16 protein-coding genes are annotated in these 26058 nt (G+C 69.1%); 8 read left to right on the top strand and 8 right to left on the bottom strand.

All coding sequences use genetic code 11. From position 1 onward, the window contains the following. Positions 1-227: 227 nt before the first annotated feature. Entirely contained in the window at positions 228-1223 is a 996-nt protein-coding gene (locus D9C15_RS01710; protein WP_240668277.1) for a GGDEF domain-containing protein, read from the top strand. Positions 1224-1244: 21 nt separating this feature from the next. On the opposite strand, the gene D9C15_RS01705 is transcribed toward D9C15_RS01710, so the two are convergent. Continuing rightward, positions 1245-3263: an NAD(+) synthase gene (locus D9C15_RS01705; protein ID WP_127995693.1), complete on the bottom strand. Its 2019-nt coding sequence runs from the start codon at positions 3261-3263 to the stop codon at positions 1245-1247. 72 nt (positions 3264-3335) lie between these two features. On the opposite strand from D9C15_RS01705, the gene D9C15_RS01700 reads away from it, so the two are divergent. From D9C15_RS01700 to D9C15_RS01690, 3 genes are all read left to right on the top strand, one after another. Then, complete coding sequence (locus D9C15_RS01700) at positions 3336-5027, top strand: AMP-binding protein (protein ID WP_127995692.1); 1692 nt, start codon at positions 3336-3338, stop codon at positions 5025-5027. A gap of 73 nt (positions 5028-5100) precedes the next feature. Further along, on the top strand, positions 5101-5577 hold the full coding sequence (locus D9C15_RS01695; protein WP_127995691.1) for a (2Fe-2S)-binding protein: 477 nt from the start codon (positions 5101-5103) through the stop codon (positions 5575-5577). Then, complete coding sequence (locus tag D9C15_RS01690; RefSeq protein WP_127995690.1) at positions 5574-7910, top strand: xanthine dehydrogenase family protein molybdopterin-binding subunit; 2337 nt, start codon at positions 5574-5576, stop codon at positions 7908-7910. Before D9C15_RS01695 ends, D9C15_RS01690 begins: the two co-directional genes overlap by 4 nt. On the opposite strand, the gene D9C15_RS01685 is transcribed toward D9C15_RS01690, so the two are convergent. The 7 genes from D9C15_RS01685 to D9C15_RS01655 form a co-directional block, all read right to left on the bottom strand. Continuing rightward, positions 7911-11936, bottom strand: coding sequence for a PAS domain-containing protein (locus D9C15_RS01685; RefSeq protein ID WP_127995689.1), 4026 nt, complete (start codon positions 11934-11936; stop codon positions 7911-7913). It lies immediately after the preceding gene. Between the two features lie 168 nt (positions 11937-12104). Then, entirely contained in the window at positions 12105-12407 is a 303-nt protein-coding gene (locus tag D9C15_RS01680; RefSeq protein WP_127995688.1) for an antibiotic biosynthesis monooxygenase family protein, read from the bottom strand. Positions 12408-12425: 18 nt separating this feature from the next. Then, positions 12426-13133, bottom strand: a complete 708-nt coding sequence (locus tag D9C15_RS01675; RefSeq protein WP_510630229.1) for an ABC transporter ATP-binding protein — start codon at positions 13131-13133, stop codon at positions 12426-12428. Next, entirely contained in the window at positions 13130-13879 is a 750-nt protein-coding gene (locus tag D9C15_RS01670) for an ABC transporter ATP-binding protein (RefSeq protein WP_127995686.1), read from the bottom strand. The genes D9C15_RS01675 and D9C15_RS01670 overlap by 4 nt, the downstream gene beginning before the upstream one ends. Continuing rightward, positions 13876-14856 (bottom strand): branched-chain amino acid ABC transporter permease, encoded by a 981-nt coding sequence (locus tag D9C15_RS01665; RefSeq protein ID WP_127995685.1) that lies wholly within the window; start codon positions 14854-14856, stop codon positions 13876-13878. The genes D9C15_RS01670 and D9C15_RS01665 overlap by 4 nt, the downstream gene beginning before the upstream one ends. Continuing rightward, positions 14856-15728 carry a branched-chain amino acid ABC transporter permease gene (locus D9C15_RS01660; RefSeq protein ID WP_127995684.1) on the bottom strand — a complete coding sequence of 291 codons (873 nt, stop codon included), beginning with the start codon at positions 15726-15728 and terminating at the stop codon, positions 14856-14858. Before D9C15_RS01660 ends, D9C15_RS01665 begins: the two co-directional genes overlap by 1 nt. Positions 15729-15790: 62 nt before the next feature. Continuing rightward, a complete protein-coding gene (locus tag D9C15_RS01655; protein WP_127995683.1) occupies positions 15791-16951 on the bottom strand; it encodes an ABC transporter substrate-binding protein in 1161 nt (386 codons plus the stop codon). A gap of 559 nt (positions 16952-17510) precedes the next feature. Between D9C15_RS01655 and D9C15_RS01650 the strand changes: the two genes are divergently transcribed. The 4 genes from D9C15_RS01650 (at position 17511) to D9C15_RS01635 (ending at position 25544) form a co-directional block, all read left to right on the top strand. Continuing rightward, the gene (locus D9C15_RS01650; protein WP_127995682.1) at positions 17511-17750 is read left to right on the top strand and encodes a hypothetical protein; all 240 of its coding nucleotides are present in this window, start codon (positions 17511-17513) and stop codon (positions 17748-17750) included. Positions 17751-17811: 61 nt separating this feature from the next. Further along, positions 17812-19077, top strand: a complete 1266-nt coding sequence (locus tag D9C15_RS01645) for a SpvB/TcaC N-terminal domain-containing protein (protein ID WP_164886612.1) — start codon at positions 17812-17814, stop codon at positions 19075-19077. A 20-nt stretch (positions 19078-19097) separates the two neighbouring features. Beyond that, a complete protein-coding gene (locus D9C15_RS01640) occupies positions 19098-21554 on the top strand; it encodes an FG-GAP repeat domain-containing protein (protein WP_164886611.1) in 2457 nt (818 codons plus the stop codon). A gap of 3 nt (positions 21555-21557) precedes the next feature. Next, the gene (locus D9C15_RS01635) at positions 21558-25544 is read left to right on the top strand and encodes an RHS repeat-associated core domain-containing protein (RefSeq protein ID WP_127995679.1); all 3987 of its coding nucleotides are present in this window, start codon (positions 21558-21560) and stop codon (positions 25542-25544) included. Positions 25545-26058: the final 514 nt, after the last annotated feature.

Raw genomic sequence — 26058 nt, 5'->3', positions numbered from 1 at the left:
GCCACATCGGCTCGAAGGCTCAAGTCCTTGCTGCCGGGGCCGAAAGAAGGGGTGGATCGGCCCCCCTCCGCCCAGCGATGCCGATCCGCCACATGCAGTACAGCGGACCGCCCCTTCCCGACACGCCGGCGGCGACCACGGCGTCGCCTGCCCAGGCCGGCCCTGCCGGCCGCGCGATGCGTACGCAGGGCATGGTGCTGGCGTTCTACATCCTCGACGCCGTGCTGATGGCCGCCTTTGCGGTGCACGGAGCGCTGCCGCCCCTGGCCGCGCTGGCCTATGCCGCCGCAGGCTGTGGCCTGACGGGCCTGTTCGTCGCTCTCGTGCGCACGGGTGTCCATCGGCGCATGGGGGGTGCATGGTTCACGACCCTGCAGTTGCTGAGCGCCTGCACCCTGATGCTCGCCACGGCCGCCGCCGTGCCGCAGATCGGCATGCTGCTGATGCTGACGATGATCGTCGCCGTGGCCACGGCCGCGCTGCAGTTGCCGCTCAGGCATGTGCTGGCCGTCTCCGGCCTCATCGCCGTCGTCTCGCTGGCGCTGCTGTGGGCCTACGGCGGTCGCTTCGGCATGCCGCTGGACGACGGGTGGTTGCGCCTGCTCAGCGGCACCTGGTTCGCGTTGATCCTCGGCAAGATCGCGGCCATCAACCTGATCGGCACGCAGATGCGCAAGGCCCTGGCGGCCAGCAACGCCCGGCTGGCCCAGGCATTGACCCAGGTGCGCGAACTCTCGGAGCGCGACGAGCTGACCGGCCTGCAGAACCGGCGCAGCATCCTGACCTTGCTGACCGAGGAACGGGCGCGGTTCGCACGCGGCGGCCCGGCCTTCGCGGTGGCCATCATGGACATCGATCACTTCAAGCGGGTGAACGACCGCCATGGCCATGCCACCGGCGACGAGGTCCTGCGCAGGTTCGCGAAGATCGCTTCCGGCATTCTGCGCAGCACCGATCGCATCGCCCGGTTCGGCGGTGAAGAGTTTCTCCTGCTGCTGCCCAACACCCCGGATGCGCGCCTGGCGGGCCTGGCCGCCGAGCGGTTTCGATGCGCGGTGGAGGCCCACCCCTGGGCGGATGTCTCCGCGGATCTCGCGGTCACCTGCTCGATCGGGCTGACGATCAGCCGCGCCGGGGAGGAAGCCGCCGAGATGCTCGAGCGGGCGGATGCCGCCCTGTACCGCGCCAAGTCCGCCGGGCGCAACACCGTCTGCGCCGGATGAGTCGCCCCGGCCGGGGGCCGGTCAGGCCTGCGGCACGTTCGAATCCAGCTCCGCCAGCCAGGCCGCCGCTTCCCCGTCGCTCGGGGCGCGCCAGTCGCCGCGCGGCGAGAGCGAGCCGCCCGAGCCGACCTTGGGCGCGTTGGGCACGCAGCTGCGCTTGAACTGGCTGGTCTGGAAGAAGCGGTGCAGGAAGGTCTGCAGGTGCCGCTTGATCTCCGCCAGCGGGTAGCCCGGCTCGGCGCCCTGCCAGGCGTGTTCGCACAGGTAGGCCACCTTCGAGGGCGCGAAGCCGAAGCGCAGCAGGTGGTAGAGGCTGAAGTCGTGCAGCGCGTACGGGCCGAGCCGCGCCTCGGTGCTCTGGGCCGGCTGGCCGTCCGCCTCGCCCGGCACGAGCTCGGGGCTGATCTCGGTGTCGAGGATGTCCAGCAGCACCTCGCTGCACGGGCTGCCCACCTGCTCGCTCTCGGCGACCCAGCGCACCAGGTGCTGGATCAGCGTCTTGGGCACGCTGGCGTTCACGCTGTAGTGCGACATGTGGTCGCCCACGCCGTAGGTGCACCAGCCGAGCGCGAGCTCGCTCAGGTCGCCGGTGCCGACCACGATGCCGCCCACGTGGTTGGCCAGGCGGAACAGGTGGCTGGTGCGCTCGCCGGCCTGCACGTTCTCGAAGGTGATGTCGTACTGCGGATGGCCGTCGACGAAGGGATGCTCGATGTCCTTGAGCATCTGCAGACAGCTCGGCCGGATGTCGATGGTGCGCGCATCGCAGCCGATCGCCTCGAGCAGGCGCAGCGCCTGGCCGAGCGTGCGCTCGCTGGTCGCAAAGCCGGGCATCGTCACGCCGACGATGTCGCGCCGCGGCCGGCCGAGCCGGTCCATCGCCTTGGCGCAAACCAGCAGCGCATGGGTCGAATCGAGCCCGCCGGAGACACCGATCACCAGCTTGCCGATGCGTGCGGCGCGCAGCCGCTGCGTCAGCGCCTGTACCTGGATGTCGTAGACCTCGCGGCAGCGCTCGCTGCGCCGCGCCGGGTCGGACGGCACGTAGGGGAAACGCGCGACATGCCGCTGCAGCCGCAGCGCCGGCCCGGCCGGGCGCCCGAGCGCGAAGGCCAGGCGCCGGAAGCGCTGCACCTCGCCGGCATGGCGCGCCGCGTTGGCGGAGAAGCTGTTCTGGCGCACACGCTCGCGCATCAGGCGGTCGAGGTCGATGTCGGCCGTGACCAGGTGCGAATCGTCGGAGAATCGCTCCGAGGCGGCCAGCAGCTCGCCGTTCTCGGCGATCAGCGCCTGGCCGTCCCAGGCGAGATCGGTGCTCGACTCGCCGGCCCCGGCCGAGCTGTAGAGGTAGGCCGCGAGGCAGCGCGCCGACTGGCCGCGCACCAGCTGCTCGCGGTAGTCGGCCTTGCCGATCACGATGTTCGAGGCCGACAGGTTGACGAGCACCGTCGCGCCGGCCAGCGCGGCGAACGAGGAGGGCGGCACCGGCACCCACACGTCCTCGCAGATCTCGGCGTGGAAGGCGAAGCCGGGCAGGTCGCTGGCCTCGAACAGCAGCTCGGCGCCGAAGGGCACGCTCTGCCCGGCCAGCACGATCTGCGTCGAGCGCGCCTGGCCGGCGGGCACGAACTGGCGCGCCTCGTAGAACTCGCCGTAGTTGGGCAGGTAGGTCTTGGGCACCACGCCGAGCAGCCGGCCGCGGTGCACCACGACCGCAGCGTTGAACAGTGCATGGTCGGCGCGCACCGGCAGGCCCACCAGGCCGACCGCGGTGAAGCCGAGGCTCGCCTCCACCAGCCGCGCCAGCGCCGCCTCGCAGGCGTCGAGCAGCGCGCGCTGGTGGAACAGGTCGTCGCAGGTGTAGGCCGAGATCCCCAGCTCGGGGAAGGCCACCAGGCTGGCGCCGCGTTCGTCGGCTTCGCGCCACAGCGCGATGGTCTGCTCGGCGTTGAACGCGGGGTCGGCGACGCGGCAGCGCGGCACCGCGACCGCCACACGCGCGAAGCCGTGGCGGTGCAGGTCGTGGAAGGGCAGGTGCATGGCGACCGTCGTGTGCTCGGACTCCACCATTGTCGGGTGGATCGGGCATGGAGTAGGCTGCCGCGGATGAGCATGAACGCCGTTCCGCCCGAATCGCTCGCGCTGCAGCGCCTCTACCACTGGGAGCGCAGTGCGCCCGGGCGCATCGCGCTGACGCAGCCGATGGGCGGCGGCGTGGTGCGGGACTTCACCTGGGCCCAGGTGGCCGAGCAGGTGCGCCGCATGGCCGCCCACCTGCAGGCCCAGGGCTGGGAGCCCGGCGCGAAGGTGGCGATCCTCTCCAAGAACTGCGCCTGGTGGCTGATGAGCGACCTGGCCATCTGGATGGCCGGCTACGTGTCGGTGCCGCTGTACCCGACCCTGGCGGCCGACACCATCCGGCAGATCCTCGCCCACAGCGAGGCGCGCGCCTGCTTCGTCGGCAAGCTCGACGGCTGGGAGGGCATGAAGCCCGGCGTGCCGGCCGGCCTGCCGTGCATCAGCTACCCGCTCTCGCCGCCGGACGCGGTCAAGCGCTACGAGGGCTGGGAGGCAATCTGCGCCCGCACGGCGCCGCTGCAAGGGACGCCGGTGCGCCCCGGCGAGGAACTGGCCACGCTGATCTACACCTCGGGCACCACCGGCATGCCCAAGGGCGTGATGCACAGCTTCGGCAACTTCGCCTGGGCGCTGGAGCGCGGCCTGCGGCGCATCCCGATGTCGGCCGAGGACCGCATGCTGTCCTACCTGCCGCTCGCGCACGTCGTCGAGCGTGTGCTGGTCGAGCACGGCTGGCTGAACACCGGCATGCGCATCTGGTTCGCCGAGTCGCTCGACACCTTCACCGCCGACCTGCAGCGCGCGCGGCCGACGATCTTCTTCTCCGTGCCGCGGCTGTGGGTCAAGTTCCAGCAGGGGGTGCACCACAAGATGCCGGCGGCCAAGCTCGAGCGGCTGCTCTCGATCCCGCTCGTCGGCGGCCTGGTGCGGCGCAAGATCCTCAAGGCGCTGGGCCTGGACCAGTGCCGCTTCGCGGCCGGCGGCGCGGCGCCGATGCCGGTGGCGCTGCTGGCCTGGTACCGCCGGCTCGGCCTGCCGATCAACGAGGGTTACGGCATGACGGAGAACCTGGCCGTCTCGCACCTCACACTGCCGGGCCACAACCAGGAAGGCACGGTCGGGCCGCCGTACGAGGACGTCGAGGCACGCATCGACGCGCAGACCGGCGAGATCCAGATGCGCAGCGCCGCGCTGATGCTCGGCTACTACAAGGAGCCCGAGCAGAGCCGCGCGGCCTTCACCGCCGACGGCTTCCTGCGCACCGGCGACAAGGGCGAGATCGACGCGCAGGGCAAGCTGCGCATCACCGGCCGCGTGAAGGACCTGTTCAAGACCAGCAAGGGCAAGTACGTCGCGCCGGCGCCGATCGAGGACCGGCTGGTCATGCACGACGCGGTGGAGGCCTGCGTGGTGACCGGTGCCAACCTGGGCCAGCCGCTGGGCATCGTGATGCTCAACCCCGAGGCGGCGGCGCGGGCCGGCGACGCGGCTGCACGCGCCGCGCTCGAAGCCTCGCTCGGCCAGCACCTGCAGGCCATCAACGCCACGCTGGACCCGCACGAGCAGGTGGCCTGCATCGTCGTCGCGCGGACCGCCTGGACGGTGGACAACGACTTCATCACGCCCACCTTCAAGGTGAAGCGCAACCGCATCGAGGAGGCCTATGCCGCGCAGTACGAGGCCTGGGAGTCCTCCGGCCGCCGGGTGATCTGGCTGCCGGCCTGAGGCCCCCATGCGCGGCGCCGGCATGCGCCGGCGCAACGGGCTACGATCACGCCCCCGCGTGGAAGGATCCGCCATGACGAGCTTGCGCCTCCAGGTCAACGGCCAGCCGGTCGACACCCCGGTCGAACCGACCACCCTGCTGGTCGAACTGCTGCGCGGACCGCTGCACCTGACCGGCACGCACCAGGGCTGCGACACCGCGCAATGCGGGGCCTGCACGGTGCTGGTGGATGGCGCGGCGGTGAAGAGCTGCAGCGTGCTGGCGCTGCAGGTGCAGGGGCGCTCCGTCACCACCGTCGAGGGCCTCGCGCCGCCGGGCCAGGTGCACCCGCTGCAGGAGGCCTTCATGGCCTGCCACGGCCTGCAGTGCGGCTTCTGCACCCCGGGCATGCTGATGGCGGCCTGCGGGCTGCTGCAGCACAACCCCGCGCCCAGCGACGCGCAGGTGGCCGAGGCGCTGGAAGGCAACCTGTGCCGCTGCACCGGCTACGTCAACATCGTCGCGGCGGTGCAGCAGGGCGCCCGCGCGATGGCCGGGGGGAACGCATGAACGCACCCGTCGACGTCGGCCGCTTCGGCAGCGGCAAGCCGGTGCGCCGGCTGGAGGACCCGGCGCTGGTCACCGGCCGCGGCCAGTTCACCGACGATCTGCAGCGCGAGGGCCTGCTGCACCTGGTGTTGCTGCGCTCGCCGGTGGCGCATGCGCGCATCCGCTCGGTGGACACCGCGGCGGCGCGTGCACTGCCCGGCGTGCTGGCGGCCTGGAGCGGGGCCGACCTCGCCGCCGCCGGCGTCCAGCCGATGCCCAACGAGGTGCCGTTCCCGCGCCCGGGCGGCCAGCCGGGGGCCACGGCCGTGCGCCACGTCATCGCCACCGAGCGCGTGCGCTACGTCGGCGAGGCGGTCGCGGCGGTGGTGGCCGAATCGCGCCAGGCCGCGCTCGACGCGGCCGAGGCGGTGATGGTCGACTACGAGGACCTGCCGGCCGTGGCCGACCCGCTGGCCGCGATCGCGCCCGGCGCGCCGGCGCTGTGCGACGCGGCGCCGAACAACATCGCCGCCGAGATGAACCACGGCGACGCGGCTGCCACCGCGGCGGCGTTCGCACGCGCCGCGCACACCGTGTCGGTCGAGGTGGTCAACCAGCGCCTCGCGCCGGCCTCGATGGAGCCGCGTGTCGTGCTGGCCGAGCCGGTGGACGGCCGCGTGCAGGTGACCCTCTCCAGCCAGATGCCCACCGCGGTGCGCGACGGCGTGGCCGCCTGCCTGGGCCTGGCGACCGACGCGGTGCGTGTGCTGGTGGGCGATGTCGGCGGCGGCTTCGGCATGAAGACCGGCCTGTACCCGGAGGACGTGGTGGTCGCCTTCGCCGCGCGCACGCTCGGCCGGCCGGTGCGCTGGTGCGCCACGCGGCTGGAGGAGTTCACGGCCTCGGTGCACGGGCGCGACCAGCTCACGCGCGGCGAGATGGCGCTCGATGCGGACGGCAAGGTGCTGGCGCTGCGCGTGCGCTCGTTCGCCAACGTGGGCGGCTATGCGATGACGGTGGGCGTGGCGATCCCGCTGCTGGTGGGCCCCTGGGTCACGACCAGCATCTACCACGTGCCGGTGATCGACCTGAAGCTCACCGCGGTGATGACCAACACCACGCCCACCGGCGCCTACCGCGGCGCCGGGCGGCCCGAGGCGATCTACCTGACCGAGCGGCTGATGGACGCCGCCGCGCGGCAGATGAAGCTCGACCCGGCCGAGCTGCGCCGCCGCAACCTGCTGCGGCCCGAGCAGTTCCCCTACACCAACCCGATGCAGCAGGTCTACGACGTCGGCCAGTTCGAGAAGATCCTCGACCAGGGCCTGGCGCTGGCCGACTGGCACGGCTTCGCGGCGCGCCGCGCCGACGCGAAGGCTCGGGGCAGGCTGCGCGGCCGCGGCATCGCGAGCTTCCTCGAGTGGACCGGCGGCGGCGCGCTCGGCGAGCAGGTCACGGTCAACGTGCGCGCCGACGGCATCATCGAACTGGCCACCGCGACGCAGGCGATGGGCCAGGGCATCGCGACCAGCTTCGCGCAGCTGGCGGTCGATGTGTTCGGCGTGCCGATCGAGCAGATCCGCGTGCTGCAGGGCGACACCGACCGCGCCAACGGCTTCGGCAGTGCCGGCTCGCGTTCGCTGTTCACCGGCGGCTCGGCGGTGCAGGTGGCCTCCGAGCGCACCATCGAGACGGCGAAGAACCTGGCCGGCGACGCGCTGGAAGCCTCGGCGCGCGACATCGAGTACCACCAGGGCCGCCTGACGATCGCCGGCACCGACCGCGGCATCGGCCTGTTCGAGCTGGCTGGCCGCCAGCCCGGCGCTCGCATCAGCGTGGCCGGCAGTGCCACCGCCGGCGCGCCGAGCTGGCCCAACGCCTGCCATGTGTGCGAGGTCGAGATCGATCCGGACACCGGCGCGGTGGAGATCGCCGCCTATGCCTCGGTCAACGACATCGGGCGGGTGGTCAGCCCGGTGATCGTGCGCGGCCAGATCGAGGGCGGCGCGGTGCAGGGCATCGGCCAGGCGCTGTCCGAGAAGGTGGTCTACGACGAGAACGGCCAGCTGCTGACCGCCAGCTTCATGGACTACGCGCTGCCGCATGCCGACGGCTTCCGCGGCTTCAAGACGGTGTTCGACACCTCGGTGCCGTGCACGACCAATGTGCTGGGCGTGAAGGGCGTCGGCGAACTCGGCACCATCGGCGCCACGCCGGCGGTGGTGCTGGCGGTGATCGACGCGCTGGACGCCGCCGGCCTGGGCCGCGACGCCGAGAAGGTGCAGATGCCGCTGACCGCACCGACCGTCTGGCGCGCGCTGCAGCGCGAGTTCGACCGCGTCGGACTGCCCTGATCAGGGCTTGCCCGCCGCCTCGAGCGCGTCGACCAGCTCGGCCAGCGCATCGGCCAGGGCCTGGCCGGCAGGCATGGTCTCGGCCGCCGGCCGGCTCGCCGCCACCACGCTCTCCAGCGCCGCGGCCAGCGCCGCCACGCGGCGGGCGCCGACCGTCAACGCCGCCCCTCTCACCGAATGGGCCAGCCGGCGCAGCGCCGCCGGGTCGCCCTGCTGCAGCTCGTGCCGGATCTCCGGCAACTGGGCGCGGTAGTGCGCGGCGAACCGGCCCAGCACGCGCTGCATCAGCGCGCCGCGGCCGCCGAACAGGCGCGCTGCCTCGTGCGCGTCGATGCCGGGGATGTCCGCGGGCGCGGCGGCGCCGGCCGGTGCCGCCGCCACCACCGGGGCCGGTGCCACGGTGGCGGCGCCGGGCAGCCAGCGCAGCAGCGTGTCGTAGAGCTGGTCCGGGTCGACCGGCTTGGCCACGTGGCCGTCCATGCCGGCGGCCAGGCAGGCGGCACGGTCCTCGCCGAAGGCATTGGCCGTCATCGCCAGGATCGGCAGGCGGCCTTCGGTCTCGCCGGCGCGGATGCGTCGCGTCGCCTCCAGGCCGTCCATGCCGGGCATCTGCATGTCCATCAGCACCAGGTCGAACTGGTCGTGCTGCAGCCACTGCAGCGCCTCGATGCCGTTGCTGGCCACCTCGACCGCGAGCTCGACGCCGCGCAGCAGCTGCACCGCCACGTCCTGGTTGACCGGGTTGTCCTCCACCAGCAGCACGCGTGCGCCGGCGCAGCGCCGGCGCAGCTCGGCGGCCGGCTCCGGGGGCCGCGCGGGCAGCGCCGCGTCGTCGGCCGGGGCGTCGGCGCGGGCAAAGCGCGCGCTGAACCAGAACTCGCTGCCCTGGCCGGGGGTGCTGCGCGCGCCCACGCCGCCGCCCATCATGTGCGCCAGCCGCGAGGTGATCGCCAGACCCAGCCCGGTGCCGCCGAAGCGCCGCGTGGTCGAGGAGTCGGCCTGGGTGAAGGGGTCGAACAGATGGTCGATCTTGTCCGGGGCGATGCCGATGCCGGTGTCGCGCACGGTGAAGCGCAGCAGCGGGCCGTCCGGCCCGTCGTCCAGGCACTCGACGTGCAGGACCACGCCGCCGTGCTCGGTGAACTTGACGGCGTTGCTCAGCAGGTTGAGCAGCGCCTGCAGCAGCCGCGTGGGGTCGCCGCGCAGGGCGTCGGGTCCGTCGAAGGTGTCCAGCGTCAGCGACAGCCCCTTGGCCTGGGCCCGCTCGGCGATCAGCACGCGGCAGCGCTCCAGCACGCCGGCCAGCGAGAAGTCGATCTGCTCGAGCGCGAGCCGGCCGGCCTCGATCTTCGACAGGTCGAGGATGTCGTCGATCACCCGCAGCAGGTGGCCCGCGGCGTCGGACACCTTGTCCAGGCGTTCGAGTTCGACCGGGTCGTGGGCGTCGCGGCGCAGCAGGTGGTTCAGGCCGATGATCGCGTTCAGCGGCGTGCGGATCTCGTGGCTCATGTTGGCCAGGAACGCGCTCTTGGCGCGGCTGGCGGCCTCGGCGTGGTCACGCGCACGCATCAGCTCGGCGTTGGCGGCCTGCAGCTGCAGCTCGGCCTGCTTGACCTCGGTGATGTCGGCCACCAGCGAGAGGAAGCCGCGCACCTGGCCGTCCACCACGTCGGGGATGTAGCTGGCCAGCACGTGCATGCTGCGCCCGTCGTCGCTGCGCACCAGGCGCTGGAAGCGCTGCGGCTGGCCGCGCAGCGCGGCCTCGGCCTGCTCGCGCACCGCGTCCCAGCGCGCGCCGAGGGCCTCGCGGATGTGCAGGCCGACGATCTCCTCGGCGCCGCGCGCGAACCACTCCCGGTAGGCGCGGTTGGCGAAGCGGCAGCGCAGCTGGTGGTCCCAGTAGGCGAGCAGTCCCGGCTGGTTGTCGGCCACGGTGCGGATGAAGCGCTCCTGCTCGATCAGGGTCTCGTTCAGGTGCTGCAGCTGCGCGGTGCGCGCCTCGACCAGCCGCGCCAGGTCGTGCCGGTGCGCCTCGAGTTCGGCGGCCAGGCGGCGCTGCTCGGTGACGTCGCGCACCAGCCCGAGCACCGCCGGGCGGCCATGGAACACGAAGCGCGAGGCGCGCAGCTCGATCCACACCAGCGTGCCGTCGCGGCGCCGGAACTGCACCTCGTAGTGGCCGGTCGGCTCCGGGCCGCTGCCCACGCGCTGGTCGAAGCGCTGCGTCCAGATCGCCAGGTGCTCCGGGCCCACCACCTGGTCGAACGGCAGGCCGACGAACTGCTCCGGCGTGTGGCCGAGCAGGCGCGGCAGCGCCGGGTTGGCGAACACGAAGCGGTGGTCCTGCGCGACGAACATGCCGTCGGCCATGGACTCCAGCAGCGCGCGGTTGGTGACCTCGCTCTCCAGCAGCTTCTGCTCGGCGCGGCGCCGCTCGCTGACATCGCGCGAGATGCCGAACATGCCGATCACCGCGCCCGCCTCGTCGTGCAGCGGGCCCTTGATGGCCTGGTAGTGGAGCCGGCCGTGCGCGGTGTCGAGGTTCTCCTCGTAGCTGCGGATGCGGCCCTCGTCCATCACGCGCGCGTCGTTGGCCATGATGTCCGCCGCCTGGGCGGGCGGGAACAGCGTGCGGTCGTCGCTGCCGATGATCAGCTCCGCCGGCTTGCCGATGGCCTGCGCCGCGGCACGGTTGCACATCAGGTAGCGGCCGGCACGGTCCTTGGCGAAGATCGCGTCGCCGGAGCTGTCGGCCACCGCCTGCAGCAGTGCCGCGGCGCGCAGCTGCTCGCGCTGTTGGTCGCGGTCCTGGCGCACGCGCTGCAGCGCGCGCCGCCCCTGCCAGAGCGCCTGGCCGACGAACACGCTGAACAGCGCCAGCGCACCGGCGGCCGCCGTCCAGGCCGAACGCAGCACCACCTCGCGCTGCAGCTCCGCGCGGGCCACCCGCGCGAACACGTACCAGTCGGTGCCGGCCACCGGCCGCACCGTGCCGAGCACCGGGCCGCCCATCAGGCCCTGGCCCGCGTCGACCGCGCCATAGGCCAGCTCGCCGCGCAGCGCGCGCGCCACCAGCAGGTCGGGGTCGTCGAGCGAGCGTGGCCGTTCACCGAACACGTCGACCACCGTGCTGCCGACGCGGCGCACCAGCTCGACGGCCGAGTCGACGCCGTCGGCCGGCTGTTCGCGCAGCTCGGACAGCAGGCCCTCGGTCGGCTCGGAGCGCAGCACCACGGCGCCCAGCACCGGGGCGCCGCCGGCCGTCAGCGGTGCGATCACGTCGAGCGCGACACGGCCGTCGGCACCGCGGTACAGGTCGGTGTTGGTCACCTCGCCGGAGGCCATGGCGGCGAACGCCGCGGCCTGCAGCTCGAGCGGCGGTTCGCCGACGTTGTCGGACTCGCCGGCCACGCGGCGGCCGGCGTCGTCCACCACCATGATCGACACGGCGCCGAAGGCACGCCGCATCTCGACCGCCCGGCCGAGCAGTTCGCCCAGCGCTGCGGCGTCGCGCTGCTCGTGCCAGCGGCGGTACAGGCGCGCCCACAGCTGGCTGCTGCGGGCGAACTGGGCCTGGGCGCGCCGTGCCGCGATCCACTCGGCGATCTGCTCGGCGCGCAGCTGCGACGCGGAACGCATCTGCTGCGCATGCGCGTCATGCACCTCGCGCCAGTGCTGCGCGATGCCGAGCCCGGTCAGCCCGACGATGGCCGCGGCCAGGAGCAGCGCCGGCCAGCGCGGCGGCCTGCCGGCGGCACCGCCGGCCGCAGCGACCGGCTCCGGGGCAGCGCGGCGCAGTGCCCAGTAGAGCAGCCCGGCGGTGATGGCCACGAACACCCAGCCCTTGAGCGCGCCGGCGCGCACCAGCCAGGCACGGTCGCGCACCAGGCTCTCGAGCAGCCAGTCGGAGCCGAGGATCCAGAGCGCGCCGAACAACGCATAGATGAGCGCCCAGCGCCACGCCGCACCGCGGCCGGGGCGGGCCGCGATCGGCGGGGGGGCGGATGGGATCGGATCGCTCGGCAAGGCGCGCGCGCTCGGCTGGGGCCCGAATGCGTAGATTGCCGCAAGCCGGCCCGCCGCGGTAGGGCCTGCGACGGTGCATTCTTGCGCCCAGACAATTACGGCACGCGAACCCGCGGTGCATGCGCATCAATTCACGCGCTAGCACCCGGCGCGGTCGCGCCGGCGGACTCAGTCGGACTTGCCGAGCAACTCGAAGTGCTCCACCGCGGGCGGCTGCGCGAAGTACGGGCCGACGATGGCGCGCCATTGCACGAACAGCGGGCCGCCGCGGAAATCCACCGTGTGGTTCTCCAGCGTGTCCCAGAAGATCTGCAGCACGTAACGCTCCGGGCTCTCGATGCCCTTGTTGACCTTGTAGCCGCGAAAGCCCTTGGACTGGCTGACCACGGTGGTCAGGCCGCGCAGGATGGCGGCATCGAATTCGGCCTGCTTGCCGGGCAGGATGCGGATGTCGGCGAGTTCGAGGATCACGGTTCGCTCCTAGGGGGATCAGACGCCCAGATGGCGGGCCAGGCCGGCCACGTCGCTGGCCAGCGCGTCGCTTCCGCCCTCGAGCACGACGCGGCCCTTCTCCAGCACCACGGCGCGGTCGGTGTGGGCGAGCACCTTGCGCCAGTCGCGGTCGACGATCAGGGTGCTGATGCCGGTGGCGCGGATGGTGCCGATGACGCGCCAGATCTCGGCCACGATCAACGGTGCCAGGCCCTCGGTGGCCTCGTCGAGGATCAGCAGGCGCGGATTGGTCATCAGCGCGCGGCCGATGGAGAGCATTTGTTGCTCGCCGCCGGAGAGCTGGCCGCCGCCGTGGCCGAGCCGCTCGGCCAGGCGCGGAAAGGTGGCCAGCACGCGCTCCTCGGTCCACTCGCGCCGGCCGTCCACGCCGGGGCGCGCGCTCATCAGGAGGTTCTCGCGCACCGAGAGGTTGGGAAACACGCCGCGGCCCTCGGGCACGTAGCCGATCCCCAGGCGCGCCATGCGCTCGGGCGGCGCGCCGGTCACGTCCTGCCCGTGCCAGGCAATGCGGCCGCGCGCCGGGCGCACGTAGCCCATCACGGTGCGGATGAGCGTGGTCTTGCCCATGCCGTTGCGGCCCAGCAGGCCGAGCGCGGTGCCCTCGGCCAGCGCGAAGCCGGCGCCGCGCAGGATGTGGCTGTCGCCGTAGTAGGTGTCGAGCTCGGAGATCGACAGCACGTTCAGTGCCCCTCGCCGAGGTAGGCGGTCTGCACGTCGCGGTTGGCCCGGATCGCCGCCGGTGCGTCGCTGGCGATCACCTCGCCGTTGACCATCACGGTGATGCGGTCGGCGATGCGGAACACCGCGTCCATGTCGTGTTCGACCAGCAGGATCGCGTGGCCGGACTTGAGCCGCTCGAGCAGCTCGAGCATGCGATCGGTCTCCTCGGCGCCCATGCCGGCCAGCGGCTCGTCGAGCAGCAGCACGCGCGGGCCGGTGGCCAGGCACATCGCGATCTCGAGCTGGCGCTTGCCGCCGTGGCTGAGCAGCCCGGCCGGGCGCTGCGCGTGGTCGGCGAGCCCCGTGGAGGCGAGCGCCTCGCGGGCCGCGTCCAGGCTGGCGGTGTCGCGCTGCGCGGCCTGCCAGACGGCCCAGGCCCCGGGCTGCATCGCCTGCGCGCACAGGCGGCAGTTCTCCTGCACGGTGAAGCCCGGGAAGATCGTGGTGCGCTGGTAGCTGCGCCCGATGCCGGCGCGGGCGCGGCGCGGTTGCGGCCAATCGGTCACGTCGTGACCGTCGAAATGGATGCTGCCCGAGGACGCCGGGATCTCGCCCGAGAGCATGTTGATGAGCGTCGACTTGCCGGCGCCGTTGGTGCCGATCACCGCATGCACCTCGCCGACCTGCAGCTCGAGCGAGACCGCGTTGACCGCGGTGAGGCCGCCGAAGCGGCGCGTCAGCAGGTTGGCGCGCAGCAGCGGCTCGGTCACGACCGGGCTCCCGCGAGCCGCTTGCGCAGGCCGATCAGGCCTCCTCGGCCGAACAGGCCGATCAAGCCGGACGGCAGGAAGGCGACGAAGGCGATGATCGTGAGGCCGAGCGTGAGCTGCCAGCGTTCGGCCAGCGGGCCGAGCAGGGCGCTCTGGTAGAACTCCTTCAGCAGCGTGAAGGCGACGGCGCCGAGCACCGCGCCGCGCAGGCTGCCCAGGCCGCCGAGGATGATCATCAGCAGCACCGCGCCGGACTCGTGCCACGACAGCAGCTCAGGGTTCACCGCCCCGTCCTTGGCGGCGAGCAGGAAGCCGGCCAGCCCGGCCAGTGCGCCGGCCAGCACGAAGGCGGCGAGCTTGTAGCCGGTGGTGGCGAAGCCGGCCGCGCGCATGCGCTGCTCGTTGGCGCGGATGCCCGCCAGCGCATGACCGAAGCGCGAGCGGTTCACCACCGCCAGCAGGGTGTAGGTGAAGGCCAGCGCGGCGAGCACCGTGTAGTAGAGGTGCGCCTTGACGTCCAGGTCGAGCAGCGTCGTGCCGCCCACGGCGAGCACCGGCTTGACGTACAGGAAGATGCCGTCGCTGCCGCCGCCGACCTTGGTGTCGTGGAACACGAAGTAGGCCATCTGCGCGAAGGCCAGCGTGACCATGATGAAGTACACGCCCTTGGTGCGCAGGCTGAGCGCGCCGACGAAGAGGGCGTAGGCCGCCGCCGCGCCGACCGCCAGCGGCAGCAGCAGCGCGAGCGAGCCGCCGCCGTCGCCGCTGGCCAGCACGGTGACGTAGGCGCCGATGCCGAGGAAGGCCGCGTGCCCCAGGCTCACCAGCCCGGTGGTGCCCACCAGCAGCTCCAGGCTGAGCGCGAAGATCGCGTAGATGGCGATCTTCAGCACCAGGTCCTGCGTGTACGGGCTCAGCACCGCAGGCAGCGCGGCGAGCACGAGCAGGGCGACGGTGGGCAGCAGCCAGGGGCGCATCAGAAGCTCCGCTTCATCAGGCCCTCGGGGCGCCAGATCAGGATGATGGCCATCAGCAGGTAGACGCCGATGCCGCTGACCTCGGCGAAGAACACCTTGCCGAAGGTGTCGACGAAGCCCACCAGCAGCGAGGCCACCAACGCGCCGGTGATCGAGCCGATGCCGCCGATCACCACCACCACGAAGCAGATGATCAGCACGCTGCCGCCCATGCCCGGGTACACCGAGGACAGCGGCGCGGCGATCATGCCGGCCAGCGCCGCCAGCGCCACCCCGCCGGCGAACACGATGCGGTAGAGCCGCGCGATGTCGATGCCCAGGCCGCGCACCATGTCGCGGTTGCTCGCGCCGGCGCGGATCATCATGCCGAGCTTGGTGCGGTTGACGATCCAGTACATGCCGACCGCGAGCACGACGCAGGCGAGCGACGCGAACACGCGGTACCAGGGGTAGGACATCAGCTCGCCGAGGCGAAAGCCCCCGGCCAGCCACGAGGGTGCCTGCACGCCGTGCACGTCGTTGCCGACGAGCATCGAGCGCAGCTCCTCGAACACGAGGATCAGCCCGTAGGTCATCAGCACCTGCTGCAGGTGGTCGCGCTGGTAGAGGAAGCTGAAGAAGGCCCACTCCAGCAGGTAGCCGAAGGCCGCGGCGAGCAGCACGCCCACGAGCAGCTTGGTCAGGTACCAGTCGCCGAAGTACGGCGCCAGCACGAAGGCCAGGTAGGCGCCGATCATGTAGAAGCTGCCGTGCGCCAGGTTGATGACGCCCATGATCCCGAAGATCAGCGTCAGCCCGCTGGCCACCAGGAACAGCAGCAGGCCGTACTGGACGGCGTTCAGGCACTGGACGAGGAAGGTGGCGAGGTCCACGGCGGGCTGGAAACGGAAAGGGCGGCCGGGGCCGCCCTGCGCGAGAGACGGGCGGGCGGACTTTACAACTTACATCCGCGCGCCGGATCGGCGAGCGCCTTCACCGCCACCGCACGGTACTCGTTGTTGACGCCCTTGGCCTCGCGCAGGTACATGTCCTGCACCGGATTGCCGGCGCCCGAGAGGGTGAACTTGCCGCGCGGGCTGTCCACCGTGACCTTGCGCATCGCGGCGGTCAGCTCGTCGCGCTTGCTGATGTCGCCCTTCACCGCGGCCAAGCCGGCGCCGAGGATCTGCGCCGCGTCGTAGCCCTGCACCGCGTAGACGTCGGCGTTCTGCTTGTAGGTCAGCGCGAAGCTCTTGCGGAAGGCGTTGTTCTTCGGGATGTCCAGGCTGTCGGCATAGTGCAGCGTGGTCTGCAGGCCCTGCGCGCTCGGCCCCTGGGCCTCGAGCGTGCCGTCGGTCAGGAAGCCCGAGCCGAACAGCGGCACGCTCGTCTTCAGGCCCGCGGCGTCGTAGTCCTTGACGAACTTGACCGCGCCGCCGCCGGCGAAGAAGGCGAACACGACGTCGGGCTTCTGCGCCGCGATCTCGGTCAGCAGGGCCTGGAACTCGACGTTCGGGAAGGGCAGGTTCAGGTCCTTGAGGACCTGGCCGCCGCCCTTCTCGAAGGCCTCGCGGAAGCCCTTGACCGTCTCCTGGCCGGCGGCGTAGTTCCAGGTGATGGTCATCGCGCGCTTGTAGCCCTTCTGCGCGGCGACGACCCCGGTGGAGTAACCCGGCTGCCAGTTGCTGAAGCTCGAGCGCACGATGTTGGGCCCGCACATCGGGCCGGTGATCGCGTCCGCGCCCGCATTGGGCACGATCAGCAGCGTGTTGTTCTCCTTGGCTGCCTTGGCCATCGCCAGCGCCACGCCGGAGTGCACCGTGCCGACCAGCACGTCGACGTTGTCGCGCTTGATCAGCTTGTTGACGTTGTCGGTCGCCTTGGACGGGTCGCTCTCGTCGTCGACCTTGAAGTACTGGATCTCGCGGCCGGCCAGCTTGCCGCCCTGCTCCTGCACGTAGAGCTTGAAGCCCTTCTCGATCATGTCGCCGAGCGCGGCGAAGGTGCCGGTGGCCGGCAGCATCAGGCCGACCTTGATCGGCGCGGCGGGCTGGGCGAAGGCGGCCGGGGCGGCGAGTGCAAGAACGATGGCCGAGAAGCGCGCTGGGATATTCATGCTGCAGAAAAGGCTGGGCAGGAGCAAAGAATGCTACTCGCGGCGCCTCCAAGGGTCTGTTGGGGTTTCACAGGGTACCGCGCAGGCCACACCACAAGCGCCGTCGATTTGGAACTGTTCGGCCTTACAGGTTGTGCGCGGGCTGGGGCGAAGGAACACTGAATCGCAGTCCAATCGCGTATGGCGTTAGGACGCCGATACCGACAGCACCTCCACCGGCACGAAGTGGCAGGGCTCAGAGGAGGAAACACATGAGCGCACGCGCGATGCCTTGCTTTGGCAGGGACAGACTGTCCAAGAGGCAAGGGTCGGGGGAGCCGCCCCCGGTGCCCGGGCGCGAAGTGGTGTTGATGCAGCCAATGGCAACTGTCTTCGATCTGCCGGGTGCGCCGCGGGGGGGCGCAAAGACCGCGTCCACGGGTTCGATGCAGGTCAGCAGCGATTGCACCATTGTTCAAGAGGAGCCGACATGAGGGTTTGTTTGTCCGCAGCACTATTCGCACTGCTTGGGTGGTTGGCATCGACTGCACACGCACAGTCAAGCATGATCACTGGAGCGGTGGGAAAGATCTATCCATCCTCCACTGGGGCAATCTACTTTCAGTTGAAGTCGGACTCCTGCAATGCCGGGAATGCCTACTACACGATTGCAGCCGACAGCTCTGCGTTGAAGATCTGGTACGCCATGCTTTTGACGTCGGCGGAGTCGGGTGCTGCGGTCACGGTTGCTCTCCCGCAAGCGACGGCTTGTGGCACGACGGACAACAAGCCGATCAACTATCTCTACCGCAACTACTGATGGCTCCCGTTGTTCTCGCCTCGATCGCTGGATGGCTTGGCGTTTAGCGGAAGGCGACAGGATGAACTTGCGCAGCCGTCAGGCTGAGATCGGCTACGCCTTATCCACCGTGTGGCGGAGAGAGTCGATGTTTGCTTGTTTGGAGAAGCGTGTACTCGCCGCTGCGGCCTTGTTGTCGATTGGCGCTGTTGCCGTCGGCACGTCACGGGCCAACGGATTTGTCACGGCTCAGCAATTCGCGGTGAGCGAGACCGGCGCAGCCACCATCACGATACCCATACAGGTCCCCCGTGGCATCGGTGGAATGGAGCCGCAGCTTGCCCTGAACTACTCCAGCGCGTCCGGAAACGGTCTACTGGGACAGGGCTGGACATTGAGCGGCCCCTCGGCCATCTCTCGCTGCCCCAAGACGCTGCGTCGCGACGGGGAACGCGGCGCGGTGCGGTTCACCGTGGGCGACCGGTATTGTCTTGACGGTCAGCGATTGGAGCAGGTCGATGTTGCGGTCGATGCCGATTCGACCTATGGCACTGCGGGAACGGAGTACCGCACCGAGCGCGACAGCTTCAGTCGTATCACCGCGGTCGGTTCCTACGCGGGGCAGGCAACGGTTCCGGCAAGTTTTCGGGTGGAGACCAAGGCGGGCTTGAAACTGGAGTTCGGCCTCAGCGCCAACTCGCGGGTGCTGACCAACTTCTCCGATGCCGTGCCGACAACGCCGACGATCAACCGCTGGATGCTGCAGCGCATCTCTGATCGACACGGGAGCTTCGTCGAGTTCGTGTATTGCGCTGGTGAGGTGAGTGCGGAAGCAGCGAGATGCAATGCCGTGACACCGTGGACAGGGTCGCAGGTTCTGCACTACATCCGATACACAAATCGCGGCTCGGTGAACGGCACCTTTGCCGTGGTTCTCGCCTATGAGTCGAGGCCCGACCGCATTCAAGGCTTTCACGCAGGGTCGGGTTCGCGCCAAACGCAGCGGATCGCGCGCATCGAGACGCACAAGGACTTTTTGGGCCCAGGTTCGGACGGCTCGCTTCAGATCTCTGCGACCGGCACCCTGGTGCGCAAATACGTCATCGCTTACGACCCAGTCGAGATCAATGGCGGCAACGTGCGGGCCACCAATGCGAGCCGCATCAAGACCATCCAGGAGATTGCCGCGGACGGGTCCGCGATGCCGCCGCTGAGCTTCTCCATGGCGTCCGACCTTGTCTTCGGGCAAGCGGTGCGCCATCGGGTGTCGGCCACGGCAACGCCCCCTTTGCCACCCTCCGGCTGTGGCGGTGTCATCGCCAATCGGCGGGTGATGGTATGCCCTTGAAACCGGATGCCGAGTCCACCATGACGAGACCCATTGGCGTGCTGCGTGCACTGATGCGCCAGACAGCGCTGACTCTGTTCATCGCGCTGACTTTGAGCGGGCCGGTGCAGGCGCAATTCGTACGAAACGCGGGCATCACCGACATGGGCTTCAACTGGTCCCGTGTCTGGATGGATATCGATGGTGACGGGAAGGACGACTTCTGCGTCCTGGCCGGCGGCGAAGCTACGAGATTGGAGTGCTACTTCTCCGACGGAACGAGTTTCGGGCCGAAGCAGACTTTCGGGGACATCGGGCAAGGGCAAGTACCAGGCAACATTCGGTGGGCGGACATCAATGGGGACGGTCGTCCCGACTTCTGCCGTGTGCGTGGCGCCTTGGGCTCGTCGCCTCAGGGTGACCTGAAGTGCTGGTTGGGTCCCACGTTCTCGGCATCGATTCTGACGACCATTCCGTTTGCCTATGCCGAGTGCAACGGACTGCCCTGCAACGGCGAGCAGACGCCGACCGCCACCTATGTGGGGATCAGCAGCTTTTCCGACGTCATGTTGGCCGATGTCGACGCGGATGGGCGTGCGGATCTGTGCTACGCGATCAATGTCACGGGGGGTATGTTCGGAAGCAATCGACACGGAGATCTCCACTGTAGGCAGTCACGGATACTGGAAGCGGCAGGTGCGTTCGCGCCTGCTGCGGAAGCATGGGGAGTTGCTTCGATCTTTCTCGAAACGAATTCACTAGGGGCAGGTTCCTGGCCAAGAGGTTTCTACGATTTCAATGGCGACGGGTTCGCCGACTTCTGCCGCATCGACACGAACACGTCGATCCTCCATTGCGTGCTTGGGGGCGCGAACGGCTTCATCGGGCATGCACAGCCGTCTTCCAGCCTGGCAGTTCCCAAGCCTTCACACTCCTTTGGCGCAGCCTTCGTGGACGTCAATGGAGACGGCAAGACGGACTTCTGCCGCTACGTCGGCTCGAGCGGGAACTACCAGCTGGCCTGCCGCATCTCGAACGGCGTCGGATGGGAAGCCACTGAAAGGCTCTCGCCCGTGATTCCGGACAGTGACGTCGGCCACCAAGACAACCGCTGGTGGGCAGATGTCAATGCCGACGGCCTGCCGGATTTCTGCCGCTTGAACGCGTCGCCCACCACCGCCGATGCGTGGGACATGTTGTGCCGGCTTTCGCGCGGCGACGGTGACGGCGACTCCGCCTTTGCGTTCGGATTCTCGGACGTTGTGGTCCGCGACGTCGAAATCGGCACCTACGACGGTGGTCGCGCCTTCTGCGATGCCGTAGGCAACGGGGTTCAGACCTTCTGCAGGCTGGCCACATGGAAGACCGGCGTCACGCAGCATTGCTTCACGGGTGCGATCCGCAGGGTGTGCTTCGATGTAGAGGAGAGCGATACCGGGCTCGTGGCCGGCCTGGGCGATGCGGAAACGTCTGGAATCTTGCAGGCGCGCGCGCCACTCCTGACCGCCTACAGCGACGGCGCCGGGGCGGAGACCCGCATCACCTACCTGCCGATGTCGGACCCTGCCGTCTACGTGCGCAGTGGCGGCGGCAGCTACCCGCTGTCCATCGCCCAGCCCCGGTCGCCGCTGGTGTACGAGACGCGCGCCTGGCGCAGCGACGGCTCGGAGGCGCTGACGGGCATTGCCCGCTACATGTTCAAGGATCTCCGGGTCCACGCGCTGCAGGGCTCGCGCGGCTTCCGCGAGCGCTGGATCTTCACCGAAGGCTCGAACACCTTCGATCACGTGATCCACTACCAGGGTTTGGGGCCGTCGGTCGACGCGGGGTCGGTCGTGGACGATCCGCGCGAAGTCGGCCTCGTCAAGGTCCAGGAACGCTTTGCCGTGGCCGGCGGGTTGGTGCCCACGCCGCCGATCGCCCAAGGCACCCAATGGCCCTCGTTCCGGCTCGGGGTGCTCGGAAAGGTGCTGGAACTGGTTGGAACATTCGCGCTGCAGGGGGGGCTGGTCCTGCCGACGACGCCGACGGCCGAATCACCCTACCTGTTGCTGCAGCAGACGACCAATTCGCTCAGGAACACGACGCCGGCCAATCCGCGTTACCGATTCCTCGGCGCCTCCACGGTGAAGAGTTGGGACTGGGACGGCACCACGCCCATCGAACTGCCGCAGGTGGAGACGTCCACCACCATGTCGAGCCTGGGCAACGTCACCAGCATCGTGCAGGTGACCAAGGTCGCAGGCAGCGAATGGAGCCGCAAGACCACCACGAACACGTACAGCGACGACGAGACCAAGTGGCTGCTCGGGCGCTTGACGGCGTCCCGCGTCGAGAGCACGGTTCCGGCTGCCGCCACTCAGCTTGCCGCCAACGGTGCCCGCAGTGCAGGTTCTTCGACGGGTGCGTCGGACACCTCCTCCACAATGGCCCCCGTTAGGCAGCCGTTGTCCCCTGCAGCCCTGTCGGCCATCCTCCACCTGCTCCTGGAGGATTGAACCATGCGAACCGTGCGCTGCCTTGTTCTTGCACTCCTGGCCGCGGCCGGCCCCCTGGCCGCACTGGCGCAGTCCACTGTCGTTCGGGATACGGAGTTCGAGTACGACCCCGAGACCGGCTTGTTGACCCTGGAGCGCATCGATCCCGGCAAGGTCTCGTGCCTGGAGACGCGCTACACCCATGATGCGTACGGCAATCGGTTGACGGTCAAGACCCAGCCCTGTGGCGACAATACGGCGGCCCGCTTCACCCGCAATTACTTCGCGTCCGGCGCCGGCTACCCGGCCGGGGCCTACCAGACGCGAAGTGTCAGCGGCACCGCCAACGGTGACGGCACCGCCGTGGGCACCGCCATGGCGGAGACCCGTGCCACCTTCGACGCACGCTTCGGCACGGCGCTCACGCAAACCGAAGTCGCGCTGGCCGACGGCACGAAGAGCCTTACCCAGACCAGCCTTTACGACGGGCTCGGCCGTCTGTCGCAGCATTTCGTGCCGGCCAGCATCAGCGGCGGCACGGTGCAGAACACGAGCGTTCGCCAGCAGCGCTTCTACTGTCTCGGCGCGCTGGCCAACCCACCGGGCCCCGGTTGCCTCAACATCACCGGCAACGACGCCTCGCTTTCGGTATCCGTGACCTATGCCAGCCAGCGGCTGACGAACGGCAGCGGTGAGGCCATGGAAAGCGTTGCCGTCAAGATCGTGTCCGCCTATTACCTGGAGTCGACGCCGATCGGCACCAATGGGCAGACGGTGATCGGCGCGCGCACTCGCGTCCACTACGACTCCCTGCACCGCCAGATCGCCAAGGAAACACAGTCCTACGATGGGCGCTGGGTGCGCACCTTGACCGGCTACGACGCGCTCGGCCAGGTGGCGGCCACCTGGGGCGCGCACTTCGTCTCCGGCACCGCTCCGCAGGCACCGCCGCCGCGCGAGCTGCGGCAATGGACCGCCGCCCGCGACAACCTGCACCGCCCCACCGACCAGCGCCAGTTCTGGCGCGGCGCGCCCAGCGGCCAGAACGTCGTGACCGAACTGCAGGCGACGGTGACCTACCTGGGCCTGCGGACCAAGGCGACCGTGCCGGCCACGAGTGCGCCGAACAACATCGCGCGCACCGTGCGCACCGACAAGAACCCGGTCGGCCAGACCACCCGCACGGTGAACGCCGACGGCGCCACGCTCGACATGGCGTACGACGCGGCCGGCAACCTGGTCAAGACCGTCGATGCGCTCGGCCACGAGACCACGATCACGTACACGCCCGGCACGGCCCGCTTCAAGACCGGCATGGTCGACCCCGACCAAGGCAACTGGCAGTACGGCTACGACGCCTTCGGCCAGCTGCGCACGCAGACCGACGCGCGTGGCAAGACCATCACGATGGACTACGACGCGCTGGGGCGCCTGGTCAGCAAGAACACCGGCGACCTCAACGCGAGCTGGTACCACGCCAAGCGCGAAGACGGCAGCTGGTGTGCCTGGGGCCTGAACCGCCCCTGTGAGAACAAGACCGGAAACACCGCGACGGTGACGCGGCAGTCGCTCGGCTACGACGCGCTGGGCCGTGCGACCAGCAGCGCCGTGACGCTCGACCGCGTCTACACCAGCAGCTCGGCCTTCGACAGCGAAGGCCGCCTGTCGCGCACCACCTACCCGACCGGCTTCGCGGTCGACTACGCCTACAGCAGCGGCGCCGGCGGCAAGGTGCCCGGCGTGCTGGAGAAGGTGAGCGACGCCGCGGATGCCACGCGTGTGTTCTGGCGTGTCGACACCCTGACCGCCGCTGAGGTCTTCGACGCCCAGGGCCACCTGCTGAAGGCGAAGCTCGGCAACGGCGTGGTCACCGACCATGTGTTCGATCCGGTCAGCGGCAAGGCCTTCCACCTGCGCGGCGGCACTGGCAGCTCGAACGCCAACGTGTTCGACCAGCGCTACACCTACGACAAGGCCAACAACCTGGCCACCCGCACCGAAGGGCTGAGCGGCGTGGTCGAGACCTTCGCCTACGACGTGCTGGACCGGCTTACCCGCTACGAACTGGACTCTGCCTCCGACGCCGGCGCGGCGCACGTGGTGACGACGAAGTACAACGCGCTGGGCAACGTGCTGGAGAAGGGCGATGTCGGCGGCTACGCCTACTCGGCGGTGCTGAACGACAAGCCGCACGCGGTGCGCAGCGCCGGCGGCAGCAGCTACAGCTACGACGCGAATGGCAATGTGCTTTCCGCCACCGGCGTGCAGAGCCGCACCCATGTGTGGACGGACTTCAACCAGCCCGCCACGCTCGCCTACGGCGGCAAGAGCGTCGCGTTCAGCTACGACGCCGGCTACAAGCGCGTGAAGGAGGTGGTGAGCGAAGCAGGCAAGGTGCGCACGCTCTACCTCGTGCACCCGGACAACGCCGGCGGCCTGGGCTACGAGCGCGAGGAGACGCGGGTCAACGGCAGCCTGACGCGCAACGAGAACCGCCACTACATCGGCGTGGCCGGTGTGGTGGTGGCAGTGGTCAAGACGCTGAACAGCGGCGACCCGGTGAGCGGCCAGTTGAACGGGGTGGTCTCCAGCGATCTGACGCTGACACAGTACTGGCACAAGGATGCGCTGGGCTCGATCGTCGCGGTCAGCGACGCCGCGCTGAACATCGAACGCATGGCCTTCGACGCCTGGGGGCGGCGGCAGCGCGACACGGGGCGCGTCGATGCGTGGGTGAATCCGGCGCATGGCGACCGGGGGTACACCGGGCACGAGCACCTGGACGAGCTGGCGCTGGTGCACATGAACGGGCGGGTGTACGACCCGCTGCTGGCGCGCTTCCTGAGCCCGGATCCGGTGCTCCAGGCGCCGGAGGATCTGCAGAACTACAACCGGTTCAGTTATGTGCTGAACAATCCGGTGAGGTATACGGATCCGACGGGGCAGTGCTTTGGGTTCCTCGGGGGTGTCGACACAGCCATATGCGGATTCGTGATCGTCGCGTCGACGGCCATGGCCGTATCCGGCAACAAGTACTGGAGCATGGTTGGCCAGATGTGGATGATGGCTATCGCTTCGCCCATCGTGGAAGCCGGTTTGGGGGTGAACGTTGTCGGTCCGTATGGCCCGCAACTGCCGAATACCTTCAATGTCGGTGGTTTGGGTAACGCGTTCGTGGCGGCGGCCGGAACAACGTTCATTGTCAGCAATGGCGATCTGGGCCAAGCCCTGCAGGAAGGCTTGTTTGCCGCGCTGACCTCCTACGTTGGCGGAGTCAAGAACGACGGATTGAAGGTGATGGGACATGCACTGGTCGGGTGCGCGCGGGGCGCGGCGACTGGCGGAAAGTGTGGGCCCAGCGCGATGGCGGGAGCGTTCAGCAAGATCGCCACGATCGCTTTTGAGGATGCTTCGGGGCCCGTTCACATTACCGCTTCCGTCGTTGCTGGAGGGACGGCTTCGGTGATTGGAGGTGGAAAGTTCATCAATGGAGCGGGGCAGGCGGCGTTCGTTTACCTTTTCAACTACTGCTCTAGCGGCAAATGCACGACGGAATTTGAGCAGTTCATGTATGACTGGTGGCCTGGATACAAGGCTGGGACGTTGCTCTACAACCAAACGATGGGAGATGGAAGTTGGACTGGTTGGGAAGTTCTGGACGCTGGATCAGTCGGACTTGGGGTGGCAGCGAAGGGTGTCTCTCTCGGCCTGAGTGGCGGCTCCCGCAGTGTCTTTTGGTCCGGTTGGGGTGCTAAGAGCGAGGCTGCGAACCTTGGCATCACGCTAGAGACAACTCCAGTGGGGCGAGTTCTCGATTTCGCCCAGGGTAAGGGGTGGTTGGGCGATGGAGCGATTAGCCGATGGATTTGGAACGAAGCGTCAGCGACCTTCGCCGGCAATGCAACCGGACAAGCGCAGACGGTAATTAGGTTTAATAGTCCAGGCTCTGTCTTTTACAGGACTGAACTTCCGATCCTTCAAAGGAATGGCGTCCCCATTCAGTCGCGATAGGGCAAAGCAGATGCTCTCTTGGTTTCAGGAGTTCTTTAGTAGTCGGCGACCTCGAGAGCGAGTTTGGAAAAGTGGCCGGGATCACTATTCAGTGGTATTGACTACAGGGAAGAGATACGAAGTCGACGCTTACGAATCTGAGAGTGATGGCCAGGTGACTCTTACGATTGTTCTTTCCAATGCTCGGAGTTCGTCAAACGAGGTCATCGCGATGTCTGACAAGGTGAATGTGCGGGAAGCCATTTGTCGGTATTGTTCGGATAGGGGTCGACTCGTTTCATTTATCTAACGCGAAGTCGGGATCAGGTCTTGCCGAAGTAGCGGAGGATGGCATCTACTGAAACGTCTAGAAGTCGGGGTCAGGTCTTGCATTCCAGCATCCCCGCAGATGACGAGGACCCAAGGCGCTGAATACGCAAGACAGATTGAGGTTGATTGAGAAGAAAGAAGGAGGGAGGGAGGGGTCAGGTCTTGCATCTTGCGAAGTTGGCGAGGACCCAAAGAGAAGTCCAAA

This window comes from Piscinibacter defluvii (assembly GCF_004011805.1).
Classification (GTDB): domain Bacteria; phylum Pseudomonadota; class Gammaproteobacteria; order Burkholderiales; family Burkholderiaceae_C; genus Piscinibacter; species Piscinibacter defluvii.
Note: the sequence above shows the minus strand (reverse complement) of the source record. Positions and strands in the feature narration are given on the sequence as shown.

Coding starts and splice junctions, on each gene's coding strand:
- D9C15_RS01710 (WP_240668277.1), top strand. CDS start 228: ATGGCCGCCTTTGCGGTGCACGGAGCGCTGCCGCCCCTGGCCGCGCTG.
- D9C15_RS01705 (WP_127995693.1), bottom strand. CDS start 3,263: ATGCACCTGCCCTTCCACGACCTGCACCGCCACGGCTTCGCGCGTGTG.
- D9C15_RS01700 (WP_127995692.1), top strand. CDS start 3,336: ATGAACGCCGTTCCGCCCGAATCGCTCGCGCTGCAGCGCCTCTACCAC.
- D9C15_RS01695 (WP_127995691.1), top strand. CDS start 5,101: ATGACGAGCTTGCGCCTCCAGGTCAACGGCCAGCCGGTCGACACCCCG.
- D9C15_RS01690 (WP_127995690.1), top strand. CDS start 5,574: ATGAACGCACCCGTCGACGTCGGCCGCTTCGGCAGCGGCAAGCCGGTG.
- D9C15_RS01665 (WP_127995685.1), bottom strand. CDS start 14,856: ATGCGCCCCTGGCTGCTGCCCACCGTCGCCCTGCTCGTGCTCGCCGCG.
- D9C15_RS01655 (WP_127995683.1), bottom strand. CDS start 16,951: ATGAATATCCCAGCGCGCTTCTCGGCCATCGTTCTTGCACTCGCCGCC.
- D9C15_RS01645 (WP_164886612.1), top strand. CDS start 17,812: ATGAACTTGCGCAGCCGTCAGGCTGAGATCGGCTACGCCTTATCCACC.
- D9C15_RS01640 (WP_164886611.1), top strand. CDS start 19,098: ATGACGAGACCCATTGGCGTGCTGCGTGCACTGATGCGCCAGACAGCG.
- D9C15_RS01635 (WP_127995679.1), top strand. CDS start 21,558: ATGCGAACCGTGCGCTGCCTTGTTCTTGCACTCCTGGCCGCGGCCGGC.